The organism is Bradyrhizobium sp. 170, assembly GCF_023101085.1.
In the GTDB taxonomy this organism is placed as follows: domain Bacteria; phylum Pseudomonadota; class Alphaproteobacteria; order Rhizobiales; family Xanthobacteraceae; genus Bradyrhizobium.
This window is the reverse complement of sequence record NZ_CP064703.1, coordinates 5076887-5090788: the sequence shown is the minus strand read 5'-3', so window position 1 is coordinate 5090788 and position 13902 is coordinate 5076887. Positions and strand designations below refer to the sequence as shown.

Sequence of the window (13902 nt, the reverse complement as noted above, 5' to 3'; positions counted from 1 at the left end):
GCAACCATGCAAAACGAGTTTCGATGTCCGATCTCTCCGCCTTCCCGATCACCACACGCTGGCCCGCCAAACATCCCGACCGCCTTCAGCTCTATTCGCTACCGACGCCGAACGGCGTCAAGGTCTCGATCATGCTTGAAGAGATCGGATTGCCGTACGAAGTGCATCTGGTCGACTTCAACAAGGACGACCAGAAGACGCCGGAGTTCCTGTCGCTGAATCCGAACGGCAAGATCCCGGCCATCCTCGATCCGGACGGGCCCGGCGGCAAGCCGCTGCCGCTGTTCGAGTCCGGGGCGATCCTGCAATATCTCGCTGACAAGACCGGCAAGCTCCTGCCGGCCGATCCGGCGCGGCGATACCAGACCATCCAGTGGCTGCACTTTCAGATGGGCGGGATCGGACCGATGTTCGGGCAGGTCGGCTTTTTCCACAAATTCGCCGGCAAGGAGTATGCCGACAAGCGGCCGCTCGAGCGTTATGTAGCCGAGTCAAAACGTCTGCTGGATGTGGTGGAGACGCGGCTTGCCGGACGGCAGTGGATCATGGACGACGAGTATTCCATCGCCGACATTTCCATGCTCGGTTGGGTGCGCAACCTGATCGGCTTCTACGGTACGCGCGATCTCGTTGCGTTCGATACGTTGAAGCAGGTACCGGCATGGCTGGAACGCGGGCTCGCCCGGCCGGCGGTGCAGCGCGGGCTCGACATACCGAAGCGGTCTTAAGCCGTGCGCTTGAGCAGTTCGTAAACGACGGGGTTGTCGGCGCAGGCGCCGAAGCCGCATTCCAGCAGCGTCGTCACCACGTTGGCCGCCGTGAGCGCGATCACGAGCCACACCGCGGTTTGCGCGAAGCCGCCGGTGGCCGGCAGCACGGCTTTGTCTTCCCCGAACTGGCGGTCGAACAGCAGGATCGCGGCAAGCAGGACGATGGCGGCAATGAAGCCGAGCAGTGCCCACGTATAATAATGGTAGCCGAGCAGCGCCGAACCATAGCCGGCGTCGCCGGGCATGATGTGCAGCAGCACCTGCCGGGTCGACGCCACCGCGCCGGCGACCGCCGCCAGCAGCGACATCGCATAGTGGCTGGGGCGGGGGCCGAAGCGGATATTGAGGATCGGACCGACGGCCAGCGCCGCGAACAGGATACGCTGCAGCAGGCAGAGCGGGCAGGGCAGCTCACGAAGGATGAACTGCGCCGCATAGGCCGCCGCCAAGACCAGCGCCACCGCGTAGAGGCTGAGTGCATTCAGCGTGATGGCGCGCGCCGGGGTCATGCGTCCCTCAGAACGACAGTTTCAGCGTATCGGTCGCGTGGTGCAGATAGGTGGCGACGCACGCGATCAGGATGGCTCCGAACAGGCCGAGCGCCAGTGGACGTTGACCGCGCCAGGCGATCAGCATCACGATGGCCGTGGCCAGAAACAATACGGTGAATTCCATCGGTTGGTCCCGGCAGAAAGGGATACGCCAGTCTATGATAGATTCGCCGATCCGCTTAACTCTAATCCGGTCCGACAGGACCAATAACGCCAGTCCGGAATGCAACGAAAATGCCCATCACGATCTACGGCATCAAGAACTGTGACACCATGAAGAAGGCGCGCGCCTGGCTTGACGATCACGGCGTGGCTTACGACTTTCACGACTATAAGCTTGCCGGCATCGCCAAGGACAAACTCAAGCAATGGTCCGACGAACTCGGTTGGGAAACGCTGCTCAACCGCGCGGGCACGACGTTCAAGAAGCTGCCCGACGGCGACAAGGAAGGCCTCAACGAGCGCAAGGCGCTGGCGTTGATGCTGGCGCAGCCTTCGATGATCAAGCGTCCGGTACTCGATCTCGGCGGCAAATTGCTGGTCGGATTCAAGCCGGAGGTCTACGGCAAGGAAGTGCCGTCCAAATCGCGCGGGCGCAAGGCCTAGAGCCTTTTCCGTTCCGATGGAATCGGAACGGGGCTCTAGATTTTTGATTTGACGCGTTTCCTGACGCGAACCGGTCGCCACTTCGCTGGAAAACGCCCTAATCGAACTCGACGATCTCGTCGGACGACGACGCGTCCGCCGGGGCCGCAGCCGGCACGAACTGGCGATCGATGATCGCCCTGACAAGCGTCACCGGCCCGGCCTTTGGCCTCAGGCCCATCAGATTGCTGATCTTGAATCCGCCTTCGATGCTGATGCTCTTGAAGGATCCGACGATCTGGCTGACCACATTGCCGTCGCCGAGCGGCATCAGCAGCCGTTCATAGGATACGTCCTTGCCGTCGGCGTCCTGTACCGTCGAAATGGAATAGGTCGGCCGCTGACGGGCCACGCAGGCCCGGTACAAGGCAACGACGTTGGCATATCGTTCGGGTCCGATCGCATCGTCGAGATAGCGGTTGGTTCGCTGTGTGGGCTCGATATGGTCGCTGCCGTAGGTGGTAGCGAGCCTGGCGCCTTCATGCGTGATTAGAAATCGCGCGCCATCGCCCTGGCCGACGACCTCATATTGCATCATGTCGACCAGTTCGTCGGCGACCTGCTCCGGCTGAAAATCACCGGGCGGAGGCATGGTTCGCTGCTTGCCGGCCGCGCGCAGCCATTCGTTCAGGAGATAGCGCTGCCTGATCGACTTGACGACCGAAGGATCGGCACTTTCGAATTGCATCGCGGCTTAACTGAATTCGAGTTCGTCGCCGGACGGAATGCGGCCGGGCGCGCGATGGAAGAGATCGCGGTCGATGATGGTGCGCAGCTTCGGCACCGGCAGCTTGTCGTTTCCGCGCATCAGGTTCTTGATCTCGAAGCCGCCGTCCTCGCTGATGGTCTTCAGCGAAGCGATGATGTGGGTAATGCCGCCGCCGTCGGAGAACGGCAGCAACAGCCGCTCATAGGCGACGATTCGCCCGTAGATGTCATCGATATTGGCGATGGTATAGGCGGGAAGGCGGCGCGCGATGCATTCATGATAGACCGGCATCACGATCGGAGCGAGCCTTGCGCCCAGATACTCGTCGAGATAGCGGCCTTTGCCGGTATTCCCATAAGCCGTCGACATCCGCGTCCCGTCGCTCTGAATGGTCAGGCGTGGCGGCTGCGTGCTGGTATCGACGGTGTAGAGTACCAGGTCGGGAAGTTCGTCCTCGATCCGCGCCGGCTGGTATTCCGACATGCGCGGTATCGACTGGTCGCGGGCGTATTGCCGCAGCCAGGTGTTCAGCAGGTCGCGCTGTTTGATAGATTTGACGACCGACGGTCCGGCGCTTTCAAATTCCAAGGCGGCAATTCCTGGCTGTCTAAATCGCGTGATGATGCGGCTGAGGCGGAAATATTGTATGAAAGCGCCCGATTGCAGCAGAACACCGTTAACGATGGCTTGCCGGCGCAAAGATCGCGGTTGAGCACGGATAGCGGGCCAGCCAGGCCGGGCAATCGGCGCAATTCGACTTATGGCGCATCCGGAACCGGCACGCGCGTTTTCCCCGTGGCAGCTTTCCACCTTGCCTAACCCATACCGTTGACGGCATATTCCGGCCCGGAGGCGGCGGGCTCGGGACGGTTTCCAGGACGTCCGGCAGAGCCTGCCCGAACAGGAAAAATTGGCCGCGCGCGGGCGAACTCGCGGAGACGGCTGACGGGGGAAATTTGTTTGGCTGATGAGTTCATTCTCGAAACCCACGGATTGACCAAGGAATTCGCAGGTTTCTTCGCCGTTCGCGATGTCGCCCTCAAGGTGCGTCGCGGTAGCATTCATGCGCTGATCGGGCCTAACGGCGCCGGCAAGACGACATGCTTCAACCTGCTGACCAAGTTCCTGAGGCCGTCGGCAGGCCAGATCCTGTACAAGGGACAGGACATCACCGCGATGGCGCCGGCCGATGTGGCGCGTCTCGGGCTGGTGCGTTCGTTCCAGATTTCGGCGGTGTTTCCGCACTTGACGGCGCTGGAGAACGTCCGCGTCGCCTTGCAGCGCCAGCACGGGGCTTCGTTCGATTTCTGGCGTTCCAAGAGCGTGCTCGACCGCTTCAACGGCCGCGCGCATGAGCTTCTCAACGATGTGGGCCTGAGCGAGTTCGCCAGCACGCCGGCGGTCGAGATGCCCTACGGACGCAAACGGGCGCTCGAAATTGCGACGACGCTGGCGCTCGACCCCGAGATGATGCTGCTCGACGAGCCGATGGCCGGCATGGGCCATGAAGACATCGACAAGATCGCGGCGCTGATCAAGCGCATCTCGGCGAAGTACACCATCCTGATGGTCGAACATAATCTCTCCGTGGTCGCCAACCTGTCCGACATCATCACGGTGCTGACGCGCGGGCAGGTGCTGGCCGAAGGCAATTATGCTGAACTGTCCAAGGACGAGCGCGTCAAGGAAGCCTATCTGGGGGCCGGTCATGCCTGAGTTGAAAATGGCCGAAGCCGCCGCCAAGCCGGCGGGCGGGGAAATTCTTTCCGTTTCGGACCTGCAGGCCTGGTACGGCGAATCCCACATCCTTCACGGCATCAACTTCAATGTGAAGGCCGGTGAGGTGGTTACGCTGCTCGGCCGCAACGGCGCCGGCAAGACTACGACGCTGAAGTCGGTGATGGGAATTATCGGCAAGCGTACCGGTTCGATCCGCTTCAACAATGAAGACATCATCCGCGCCTCGTCCGACAGGATCGCGCGGATGGGCATCGCGTTTTGTCCCGAGGAGCGGGGCATTTTCGCAAGCCTCGACGTGCGCGAAAACCTGCTGCTGCCGCCGATCGTGCGCAGCGGCGGGCTCTCGCTCGACCAGATCTTCGAACTGTTTCCGAACCTGAAGGAGCGCCTCAACAGCCAGGGCACCAAGCTTTCCGGCGGCGAGCAGCAGATGCTCGCGATCGCCAGAATCCTGCGCACCGGCGCGCGCTTCCTGATGCTGGACGAGCCGACCGAGGGTCTCGCGCCTGTCATCATCCAGCAGATCGGCCACACCATCGCGCGGCTGAAATCGGAAGGCTTCACCATCCTGCTGGTCGAGCAGAATTTTCGCTTCGCCTCCACGGTGGCCGACCGCTACTACATCGTCGAGCACGGCAAGGTCATCGACGGGTTTGCGAATTCGGAGCTGTCGGCCAACATGGACAAGCTCCACACCTATCTCGGCGTCTGATTGTTACTGCGACTGCACTCAGGATTAATGGAGACAATATGAAACATCGCATTTCAGCTCTTTTCCTCGGCACCGCCCTGGCGTTTGCCGCAGGCGGCGCCCTGGCACAGGACAAGAACGTCAAGATCGGCGTTCTCACCGACAATTCCGGGCTTTACTCCGACCTCGGCGGCGCCGGCTCGACGTTGGCGGCGCAGATGGCGATCGAGGATTCCGGCCTTGCGGCCAAGGGGTGGAAGATCGACCTGATCTCCGCCGACCACCAGAACAAACCCGACATCGGCACCACCGTCGCGCGTCAATGGATCGACGTCGAGAAGGTCGATATCTTCGTGGATGTTCTGAACTCCGGCGTTGCGCTGGCGGTGAACAATCTGGTGAAGGAAAAGAACGCCATCATGATCAATACCGGCGCGGCGACGTCGGACCTCACCAATGCCCAGTGCTCGCCGAACACAATTCACTGGGTTTACGACACCTACATGCTGGCGAACAGCACCGGGCAGGCGCTGGTGAAGGCCGGCGGCGACACCTGGTACTTCCTGACCGCGGACTACGCGTTCGGCCACGCGCTGGAACGCGATACCGCCGCAGTCGTGGTTAAATCGGGCGGCAAGGTTATCGGCACCGTCAGGCATCCCCTGAATTCGTCGGACTTCTCCTCGTTCCTGCTGCAGGCGCAGGCCTCCAAGGCCAAGATCGTCGGCATGGCCAATGCCGGCGGCGACACTACCAACACCATCAAGCAGGCCGCGGAGTTCGGCATCGTCTCGGGCGGCCAGAAACTCGCGGGACTGCTGCTGTTCATCAACGACGTTCACTCCCTCGGCCTCAAGGTGGCTCAGGGCCTGAATTTCACCGAAACGTTCTACTGGGATTTGAACGACGGCACTCGCGCGTTTTCGAAACGCTTCTCCGAGCGCATGAAGAACAAGGCGATGCCGTCGATGGTGCAGGCTGGCGTGTATTCGGGCCTGATCCACTATTTCAAGACGATCGATGCGATGGGCGGCAATCCTCATGACGGCGTCAAGGTGGTTGCGAAAATGAAGGAAGCGCCGACTGACGACCCGCTGTTCGGCAAGGGCACGATCCGCGCCGACGGCCGCAAGCTTCATCCGGCCTATCTGTTTGAAGTCAAGAAGCCTTCCGAATCCAAGGGACCGTGGGACTATTACAAGCTGGTCGGAACAACCCCGGCGGACCAGGCCTTCCGACCGCTTTCGGAAAGCGCCTGTCCGCTGGTAAAGAAGTAAGAACGATAGCCCGCCGGCATCCGTGCCGGCGGGCGCCCTCTCGCGTCACAACGCGATTTGCGTCATAAACGAGATTGAGTGCGAAACCGATGCAAGCTCTTTACGCCCAGCTCTTGGTGGGATTGATCAACGGATCGTTCTACGCGCTGCTCAGTCTCGGGCTCGCCGTGATCTTCGGCATGCTCAACATCATCAATTTCGCCCATGGCGCGCTCTATATGATGGGTGCGTTCTGCGCGTACTTTCTGTTGAACATCGCCGGCATCGGCTATTGGCCGGCGCTGATCATCGCGCCCATCGTCGTCGGTATCTTCGGCATGATCCTGGAGCGGACCATGCTGCAATGGCTCTCCGGCCTCGACCATCTCTACGGATTGCTGCTGACCTTCGGCATCGCGCTGATCGTGCAGGGCGTGTTCCAGAATTATTTCGGCTCTTCCGGGTTGCCTTACGCGATCCCGGATGAGCTGAAGGGCGGCATGAATCTCGGCTTCATGTTCCTGCCGATCTATCGCGGCTGGGTGGTGGTGTTCTCGCTCGTGGTCTGCATCGCGACCTGGTTCCTGATCGAGAAAACGCGGCTCGGCGCCAATCTGCGCGCCGCGACCGAAAATCCGACCCTGGTGCGCGCCTTCGGCATCAACGTGCCCAGGATGATCACGCTGACCTACGGGCTCGGCGTCGGTCTTGCCGCGCTGGCCGGCGTGTTGTCGGCCCCGATCAACCAGGTGCGGCCGCTGATGGGCGCCGATCTGATCATCGTCGTGTTCGCGGTGGTGGTGATCGGCGGCATGGGCTCGATCATGGGATCGATCATCACCGGCTTCGCCCTCGGCGTGATCGAGGGACTGACCAAGTATTTTTATCCCGAGGCTTCCAACACCGTGGTGTTCGTCCTGATGGTGCTGGTGTTGCTGGTGAAGCCTGCGGGACTGACCGGACGGGCTGCCTGACATGAGCGCATTGACTGACGACACACTGCCGACAAGCCCGCGGGCCATCCGCGACGAAATGATCGTGTTCGCGGCGATGGCGGTGCTGCTGGCCATGGTGCCCGCGACCGGCATCTACCCGTTCTTCGTCATGCAGGCGCTGTGCTTCGCGCTGCTCGCCTGCGCGTTCAATCTCCTGATCGGCTATGGCGGCCTGCTGTCGTTCGGCCACGCGATGTTCCTGGGCACCGCGGGTTACTGCACGGCGCATGCGCTGAAGGTTTGGGGTTTTACGCCTGAACTCGGAATTCTGGTCGGAGTCGCCGCCGCCGCGGCTCTTTCGGTCGTCACCGGCTTCATCTCGATCCGTCGGCAGGGCATCTATTTCTCGATGATCACGCTGGCGCTGTCGCAACTGCTGTATTTCATCTATCTGCAGATGCCCTTTACCCATGGCGAAGACGGCATCCAGGGCATCCCGCAAGGCTATCTGTTCGGTGTCTTCAATCTCGCTAACCCGACCGTACTTTACTACGTCGTGCTGGCCGGCTTCCTCGGCGGATTCCTGCTGATCTACCGCACCATCAACTCGCCGTTCGGCGAGGTGCTGAAGTCGATCCGCGAGAACGAGCAGCGCGCGATCTCGCTGGGCTACAAGACCGACCAGTACAAGCTGCTCGCCTTCATCCTCTCCGGGACCATCGCGGGCTTTGCCGGCTCGCTGAAGGTGTTCGTGGCGCAGAACGCCTCGCTCACCGACGTGCACTGGACGATGTCGGGCGAAATCGTGCTGATGACGCTGGTTGGCGGCCTCGGAACGGTGTTCGGCCCGGTGGTCGGCGCCTTCGTCATCATCGCCATGCAGCAATATCTGGCCGGGTTCGGCCAGTGGGTGACGGTGATCCAGGGCGTCATCTTCGTCGCCTGCGTGCTGACCTTCCGCCGCGGCGTGATCGGCGAAATCGCGCATTATTTCCGGAGATCGCTGTAAAACTGCCGGTTTTGACGCCTGTTTCGGTGCCACAAAGCGGTGGATGACCCGTTTCCCGGGGCCTGCCGTCGCGCGCTTTGTCTTCGGATGGTCTATGACAGCTTCGTGACGGGCCGCCCCGGGCGGCCGTTCCTGAACGATGGATAGTACCTATGCTGCGCTGGTTTCGTGCCTTTTTGCCCAAGGAGGAGCGGTTTTTTGACCTGTTTGACCGGCACGCCCAGACGGTGCTGCAGGGGGCGTTGGCGCTGCAGGACATGCTGCGCGGCGGCGACGAGACGCCGGTGTTCTGCCAGCGCGTCAACCAGTTCGAAAATGACGCCGACGGCATTACCCGCGAGGTGCTGACAGCGGTCCGACGCACTTTCATTACCCCGTTCGACCGCGGTGACATCAAGAACCTGATCACCGCGATGGACGATGCGATCGATCAGATGCAGCAGACTGCGAAGGCGGTGGTGCTGTTCGAGGTCCGCATCTTCGAGCCGCCGATGCGCGAGATCGGGACCCTGCTGGTCGAGTGCGCCAATCTGGTCGGTCGTGCGCTGCCGCTGATGCAGTCGATCGGAAACAACGTCGCGATGCTGACCGCCATTACCGAGGAGATCGGAAAGCTGGAGGGCCGCATCGACGATCTCCACGACATCGGATTGAAGGAACTGTTTCTCAAGCACCGAGGCGGCAACTCGATGGATTTCATCGTGGGCGCCGAAATCTACAAGCATCTTGAGAAAGTATCCGACCGCTTCGACGACGTCGCCAATGAGATCAATTCCATCGTGATCGAACAGGTATAGGGCAGGGCCAATCAAGTGGACGCCTCGCTCGGTCTTCCGATTCTGGTCTTCCTGATCGCGGTCGCGCTGCTGTTCGACTTCCTCAACGGGTTGCACGACGCCGCCAATTCGATCGCAACGATCGTGTCGACCCGCGTGTTGCGCCCGCAATATGCGGTGATCTGGGCCGCCTTTTTCAATTTCATCGCCTTCCTGGTGTTCGGGCTCCACGTCGCCAATACGATCGGCACCGGCATCATCGAACCGAGCGTTGTCGATGCCACCGTGATTTTCGCGGCACTTGTGGGCGCCATCGTCTGGAACCTGATCACGTGGGCGCTCGGGATTCCCTCGTCCAGTTCGCACGCGCTGATCGGCGGGTTGGTGGGCGCCGGCATGGCAAAGGCCGGGATTTCGGCGGCTGTCTGGACCGGCCTGTCGAAAACGCTGCTGGCGATCGTGCTGTCGCCGCTGGTCGGGTTCCTGCTGGCGCTGGTGCTGGTCGCGATCGTGTCCTGGCTCTCGGTGCGCTCGACGCCGTTTGCGGTCGACCGCGCCTTCCGCATCCTGCAATTCGTCTCGGCGTCGCTCTATTCGCTCGGCCATGGCGGCAATGACGCGCAAAAGACCATGGGCATCATCGCGGTGCTGCTCTATTCGCAGGGTCACCTCGGCGCGGACTTTAACATCCCGTTCTGGGTCGTGATTTCCTGCCAGGCGGCCATGGGCCTCGGCACCCTGATGGGAGGCTGGCGGATCGTCCGCACCATGGGGCTGCGGATTACGAAGCTGACGCCGATGCAGGGTTTTTGCGCTGAAACCGGCGGGGCGGCGACCCTGTTCATGGCGACCTTTCTCGGGGTTCCCGTATCCACGACCCACACCATTACCGGCTCGATCATCGGCGTCGGCGCGGCGCGGCGGGTTTCGGCGGTGCGCTGGAACGTGGCGAGTTCGATCGTCTATGCCTGGGTGATCACCATTCCGGCTTCCGCGATCGTGGCGGCGTTGACCTATTGGGCGGCACTGCTGTTGCGCTGATCAGGTGACAAGCTTGAGCCCGGCAATGCCGGCCACGATCAGGCCGATGCAGGCGAGGCGGGCGGCGGTAGCAGGCTCGCCGAACAGGGCGATGCCCAGGATGGCCGTTCCGACCGCGCCGATACCGGTCCACACCGCGTAGGCGGTTCCGATCGGCAGCGCTTTCAAGGCAAGGCCGAGCAGGAGGATGCTGCCCGCCATGCAGGCGAGCGTCAGGACGGATGGAACGAGGCGTGTGAAACCTTCAGTATACTTGAGGCCGATAGCCCAGCCTATTTCCATGAGGCCGGCGACGAACAATACGATCCAGGCCATCACGACCCTCCGAACCAGGCAGGGTCGTCCCCGCGGATGAGCTGTGAAATGGAAGGCCGTCCTTCCGCTGCCGATATGGGTCTGGCCAACGCCCTCCGCAACCACCAAATGAGGCTTGATTAGCCCGGTTTTCCCTGCCAAACGCTCGAGCCTCATGTCCGACATTGCCGTCACTGCCGAATCGCCGTCCCGCTCGCCGCTTGCCGATGAAGTGGCGCGGCGGCGCACGTTTGCGATCATCTCCCACCCGGACGCCGGCAAGACCACGCTGACCGAAAAACTCCTGCTGTTCGGCGGCGCCATCAATCTGGCGGGACAGGTCAAGGCCAAGGGCGAGCGGCGCAATACCCGTTCCGACTGGATGAAGATCGAGCGCGAGCGCGGCATCTCGGTCGTGACCTCGGTGATGACGTTCGAGTTCCAGGACCTCGTCTTCAACCTCTTGGATACGCCGGGCCACGAGGACTTTTCCGAAGACACCTACCGCACGCTGACCGCGGTCGATTCCGCCGTGATGGTGATCGACGCCGCCAAGGGCATCGAGGCGCGGACGCGAAAGCTGTTCGAGGTGTGCCGGCTGCGCGACATTCCGATCATCACCTTCATCAACAAGATGGATCGCGAGAGCCGCGACACGTTCGAACTCCTGGACGAGATCGAAAAGACGCTGGCGCTCGACACCACGCCGATGACCTGGCCGGTCGGCCGCGGCCGCGACTTCCTCGGCACCTACGACGTCGTCAATGGCGGTGTGCGCCTGCTCGAAGGCGGCGGCGCCAAGACCGGCGCGACCGAGCAGATCGACATCGCCGATCTCACCGGCCGCAACGCCAATCTCGACGTCGCCGAGATCAAGGATGAACTCGCGCTGGTCTCGGAAGCCTGCAAGCCGTTCGAGCTGCAGGCATTTCGCGAAGGCCATCTCACGCCGGTCTATTTCGGCAGCGCGCTGCGCAATTTCGGCGTCGGCGACCTGCTGGAAGGTCTTGGCAAGTTTGCGCCTGCGCCCCGGGCGCAAGATTCGAACCTGCGCAAGGTCGAGGCGGCCGAGCCGCGCATGAGCGCGTTCGTGTTCAAGATCCAGGCCAACATGGATCCGAACCACCGCGATCGTATCGCCTTCGCGCGCCTATGTTCAGGCAAACTCAGCCGCGGCATGAAGGCAAAACTGGTGCGCACCGGCAAGAACATGTCGCTGTCGTCGCCGCAGTTCTTCTTCGCCCAGGATCGTTCTGTGGCAGACGAAGCCTTTGCCGGCGACGTCGTCGGCATTCCCAACCACGGCACGCTTCGGATCGGCGATACGCTGACCGAGGGCGAGGATATCACCTTCGTCGGAGTTCCGAGCTTTGCGCCGGAAATCGTCCGCCGCGTGCGCCTGACGGACGCGATGAAGGCGAAGAAGCTGAAGGAAGCCCTGCAGCAGATGTCGGAAGAGGGCGTGGTGCAGGTGTTCCGGCCGCGCGACGGCGCACCGGCGCTGGTCGGCGTCGTCGGTCCGCTGCAGCTCGACGTGCTCAAGGCGCGGCTCGACGCGGAATATTCGCTGCCGGTGGAATTCGAGGTCTCGGAGTTCCAGCTCGCGCGCTGGGTCTCGTCCGACGATCGCAAGAAACTCGACGCTTTCATCGCCGCCAACGGCTCCGGCATCGCCGATGACGTCGACGGCGATCCGGTATTCATGGCCAAGAACGAGTTCTATCTCGGCTATACCCGCGAACGGGCCGAGGGGATCAATTTTTCCAACGTCAAGGACGTGAAGAAGAAGGCGTAGTCGGAGCGCTGTCGCTCCGCCCCATCTGTCGTCCTCCGCGAAAGCGGGGACCCAGTACGCCGCGGCCTCACGGTGAATCACTATTGTCTCTGGAATACTGGATCGTCCGGTCAAGCCGGACGATGACGCCTCTTTGCCGGGAGCCAGCAGGCATTCGCCGAGACATATGCATCCAGTGGATGCCAGCATGCATTTCCCGTCTGGAGAAATCCCTTGCGCCGGATCCGTGTCCGCTAAAGTATCCACTGGATACTTATAACGACAGGGAGGCAAATCATGACTGATCTCGCGACCTATTCCCGTTCCGGCCCGGTCGGCGCCATTGTGATCGACGACGGCAAGGCCAATGTGATGTCGCTTGCGATGCTGAATGCGCTGCACGCGGCGTTCGATCAGGCGGAAAAAGACAAGACCGTCGTGATCCTGAAGGCGCGGGGCAAGCATTTTTCCGGCGGCTTCGATCTTAGCGTCTTCGCCAAGGGGAGCGCCGAGGACCAATATCTGATGGTGAAAGCGGGCGCAGAACTGGCGCTGCGCATCCTCTCGTTCCCGACACCTGTGGTGGCGGCCTGCCAGGGCAACGCCTATCCGATGGGGGCCTTCCTCATCATGTCCAGCGACCATCGCATTGCCGCCGAGGGCGACTACCGGATCGGCATGAACGAGGTCGCGATCGGGCTTACCGTGCCGCGCTTCGCCATCGAGATCGCGCGACAGCGGCTGACGCCGGCCTGTTTCAGCAGGGTGGTGATGACAGCGGAAATGTTCGGCCCCACCGAAGCCGTCACCGCCGGCTTCTTTGACCGCGTCGTTCCGGCTGACGCGCTGGAGCGCAGCGCCGAGGAGGCCGCGCAGGCGCTCGCCACCCTCAACATGACCGCTCACGCCGCCACCAAGGCACGAGCGCGCGGGGCCGTGATCAAGATGATCCGAGGCATGATCGACGAGGACATCACGCCGCAATATGGCGAGGACCGTGTTGCCCAGCGGGCGTCGGCCTGAGACGCCAACTTCGACCCGTCCGGTGGTGGCGTTGCGTCCCGTGCCTTTGTATGAAGGAGGCATGACAGTGAAGCCACGCCGGGCGACCTATCGCCATGGCAATCTGAAATCCGCGGCGCTGAAGGCCGCCACGCGCCTCGTGGCCGCGGCCGGCCATGAGCAGCTGAGCTTGCGTGAGGTCGCGGAGGCCGTCGGCGTCGCGCATCGCTCGCTGTACAATCATTTCGCCGACCGCGAGGCGCTGCTGGATGCGGTGGCGACCGAGGCCTATACCCGGCTCGCCGCCATCCTCGTCAAGGCAGAGACGCCGCAGGACTATACCGCGAAATATGTCCGTTTCGCCCTGGCCAATCGCGCGCTCTACGCTCTGATGACCAGCCGCCCGCACGCGACCATGAAGCACAATCCGCCGCTGCAGGCCGCGGTCCACAAGGTCATCACCCAGGCCATGCGGATATTCTGCCAGGATATCGAGAGCCCGGCCGATCGGCGCCGCGCGGTGATGAAGGTCTACATCACGCTTTATGGCGGCATCTCGCTCTATACGGCCGGCGTCCTCGACCAGCCCGGCGAGAAGGCCCTGATTGCGGAACTGTCGGCCATGAACGCAGGGATGTGAACGCCATCAGCCTTGATGCGGACGAATATGCGCACCAGCTTGGTTGGGTCGTCCATGAGGACCCGCCCG

General features: G+C 62.2%; 17 protein-coding genes. 12 read left to right on the top strand and 5 right to left on the bottom strand.

The features are described 5' to 3' along the window. Positions 1-23 precede the first annotated feature (23 nt). Positions 24-728, top strand: coding sequence for a glutathione S-transferase N-terminal domain-containing protein (locus tag IVB05_RS23830; protein WP_247778346.1), 705 nt, complete (start codon positions 24-26; stop codon positions 726-728). Here IVB05_RS23830 and IVB05_RS23825 read toward each other — a convergent pair. Both IVB05_RS23825 and IVB05_RS23820 read right to left on the bottom strand, forming a co-directional pair. Next, entirely contained in the window at positions 725-1279 is a 555-nt protein-coding gene (locus IVB05_RS23825; protein WP_247778345.1) for a disulfide bond formation protein B, read from the bottom strand. The two genes, IVB05_RS23830 and IVB05_RS23825, sit on opposite strands and share 4 nt — an antisense overlap. A gap of 7 nt (positions 1280-1286) precedes the next feature. Further along, positions 1287-1445, bottom strand: coding sequence for a DUF5993 family protein (locus tag IVB05_RS23820; RefSeq protein ID WP_247778344.1), 159 nt, complete (start codon positions 1443-1445; stop codon positions 1287-1289). Between the two features lie 110 nt (positions 1446-1555). On the opposite strand from IVB05_RS23820, the gene IVB05_RS23815 reads away from it, so the two are divergent. Further along, positions 1556-1927: an ArsC family reductase gene (locus IVB05_RS23815; RefSeq protein WP_247778343.1), complete on the top strand. Its 372-nt coding sequence runs from the start codon at positions 1556-1558 to the stop codon at positions 1925-1927. Between the two features lie 97 nt (positions 1928-2024). Here IVB05_RS23815 and IVB05_RS23810 read toward each other — a convergent pair whose 3' ends face one another. Then, on the bottom strand, positions 2025-2654 hold the full coding sequence (locus IVB05_RS23810) for a hypothetical protein (protein ID WP_247778342.1): 630 nt from the start codon (positions 2652-2654) through the stop codon (positions 2025-2027). Positions 2655-2660: 6 nt separating this feature from the next. Continuing rightward, the gene (locus tag IVB05_RS23805; protein ID WP_247778341.1) at positions 2661-3263 is read right to left on the bottom strand and encodes a PAS domain-containing protein; all 603 of its coding nucleotides are present in this window, start codon (positions 3261-3263) and stop codon (positions 2661-2663) included. 372 nt (positions 3264-3635) lie between these two features. On the opposite strand from IVB05_RS23805, the gene IVB05_RS23800 reads away from it, so the two are divergent. The 7 genes from IVB05_RS23800 (at position 3636) to IVB05_RS23770 (ending at position 10123) form a co-directional block, all read left to right on the top strand. After that, positions 3636-4391, top strand: coding sequence for an ABC transporter ATP-binding protein (locus tag IVB05_RS23800; protein ID WP_247778340.1), 756 nt, complete (start codon positions 3636-3638; stop codon positions 4389-4391). After that, entirely contained in the window at positions 4384-5127 is a 744-nt protein-coding gene (locus tag IVB05_RS23795) for an ABC transporter ATP-binding protein (RefSeq protein WP_247778339.1), read from the top strand. The genes IVB05_RS23800 and IVB05_RS23795 overlap by 8 nt, the downstream gene beginning before the upstream one ends. A gap of 38 nt (positions 5128-5165) precedes the next feature. Further along, positions 5166-6383, top strand: coding sequence for an ABC transporter substrate-binding protein (locus tag IVB05_RS23790; RefSeq protein WP_247778338.1), 1218 nt, complete (start codon positions 5166-5168; stop codon positions 6381-6383). Positions 6384-6472: 89 nt separating this feature from the next. After that, complete coding sequence (locus IVB05_RS23785) at positions 6473-7336, top strand: branched-chain amino acid ABC transporter permease (protein ID WP_247778337.1); 864 nt, start codon at positions 6473-6475, stop codon at positions 7334-7336. A gap of 1 nt (position 7337) precedes the next feature. Continuing rightward, on the top strand, positions 7338-8306 hold the full coding sequence (locus IVB05_RS23780; protein WP_247778336.1) for a branched-chain amino acid ABC transporter permease: 969 nt from the start codon (positions 7338-7340) through the stop codon (positions 8304-8306). Between the two features lie 152 nt (positions 8307-8458). Then, positions 8459-9103 (top strand): DUF47 domain-containing protein, encoded by a 645-nt coding sequence (locus IVB05_RS23775; RefSeq protein ID WP_247778335.1) that lies wholly within the window; start codon positions 8459-8461, stop codon positions 9101-9103. Between the two features lie 15 nt (positions 9104-9118). Then, positions 9119-10123 (top strand): inorganic phosphate transporter, encoded by a 1005-nt coding sequence (locus tag IVB05_RS23770; protein ID WP_247778334.1) that lies wholly within the window; start codon positions 9119-9121, stop codon positions 10121-10123. Here IVB05_RS23770 and sugE read toward each other — a convergent pair whose 3' ends face one another. Further along, the gene (gene sugE, locus IVB05_RS23765; protein WP_247778333.1) at positions 10124-10438 is read right to left on the bottom strand and encodes a quaternary ammonium compound efflux SMR transporter SugE; all 315 of its coding nucleotides are present in this window, start codon (positions 10436-10438) and stop codon (positions 10124-10126) included. It lies immediately after the preceding gene. A 154-nt stretch (positions 10439-10592) separates the two neighbouring features. Between sugE and IVB05_RS23760 the strand changes: the two genes are divergently transcribed. The 3 genes from IVB05_RS23760 to IVB05_RS23750 all read left to right on the top strand — a co-directional run bounded on the left by IVB05_RS23760 (position 10593) and on the right by IVB05_RS23750 (position 13833). Beyond that, on the top strand, positions 10593-12212 hold the full coding sequence (locus IVB05_RS23760) for a peptide chain release factor 3 (RefSeq protein WP_247778332.1): 1620 nt from the start codon (positions 10593-10595) through the stop codon (positions 12210-12212). Positions 12213-12488: 276 nt separating this feature from the next. Then, positions 12489-13214: a crotonase/enoyl-CoA hydratase family protein gene (locus tag IVB05_RS23755; protein WP_247778331.1), complete on the top strand. Its 726-nt coding sequence runs from the start codon at positions 12489-12491 to the stop codon at positions 13212-13214. 61 nt (positions 13215-13275) lie between these two features. Beyond that, complete coding sequence (locus IVB05_RS23750) at positions 13276-13833, top strand: TetR/AcrR family transcriptional regulator (RefSeq protein WP_247778330.1); 558 nt, start codon at positions 13276-13278, stop codon at positions 13831-13833. The last annotated feature ends 69 nt before the right edge of the window (positions 13834-13902 follow it).

Bases quoted from the DNA above. Each gene is read 5' to 3' on its own strand.
- IVB05_RS23830 (WP_247778346.1), top strand. From the start codon at position 24: ATGTCCGATCTCTCCGCCTTCCCGATCACCACACGCTGGCCCGCCAAA.
- IVB05_RS23825 (WP_247778345.1), bottom strand. From the start codon at position 1,279: ATGACCCCGGCGCGCGCCATCACGCTGAATGCACTCAGCCTCTACGCG.
- IVB05_RS23820 (WP_247778344.1), bottom strand. From the start codon at position 1,445: ATGGAATTCACCGTATTGTTTCTGGCCACGGCCATCGTGATGCTGATC.
- IVB05_RS23815 (WP_247778343.1), top strand. From the start codon at position 1,556: ATGCCCATCACGATCTACGGCATCAAGAACTGTGACACCATGAAGAAG.
- IVB05_RS23810 (WP_247778342.1), bottom strand. From the start codon at position 2,654: ATGCAATTCGAAAGTGCCGATCCTTCGGTCGTCAAGTCGATCAGGCAG.
- IVB05_RS23795 (WP_247778339.1), top strand. From the start codon at position 4,384: ATGCCTGAGTTGAAAATGGCCGAAGCCGCCGCCAAGCCGGCGGGCGGG.
- IVB05_RS23790 (WP_247778338.1), top strand. From the start codon at position 5,166: ATGAAACATCGCATTTCAGCTCTTTTCCTCGGCACCGCCCTGGCGTTT.
- IVB05_RS23785 (WP_247778337.1), top strand. From the start codon at position 6,473: ATGCAAGCTCTTTACGCCCAGCTCTTGGTGGGATTGATCAACGGATCG.
- IVB05_RS23780 (WP_247778336.1), top strand. From the start codon at position 7,338: ATGAGCGCATTGACTGACGACACACTGCCGACAAGCCCGCGGGCCATC.
- IVB05_RS23775 (WP_247778335.1), top strand. From the start codon at position 8,459: ATGCTGCGCTGGTTTCGTGCCTTTTTGCCCAAGGAGGAGCGGTTTTTT.
- sugE (WP_247778333.1), bottom strand. From the start codon at position 10,438: ATGGCCTGGATCGTATTGTTCGTCGCCGGCCTCATGGAAATAGGCTGG.
- IVB05_RS23760 (WP_247778332.1), top strand. From the start codon at position 10,593: ATGTCCGACATTGCCGTCACTGCCGAATCGCCGTCCCGCTCGCCGCTT.
- IVB05_RS23755 (WP_247778331.1), top strand. From the start codon at position 12,489: ATGACTGATCTCGCGACCTATTCCCGTTCCGGCCCGGTCGGCGCCATT.
- IVB05_RS23750 (WP_247778330.1), top strand. From the start codon at position 13,276: ATGACAGTGAAGCCACGCCGGGCGACCTATCGCCATGGCAATCTGAAA.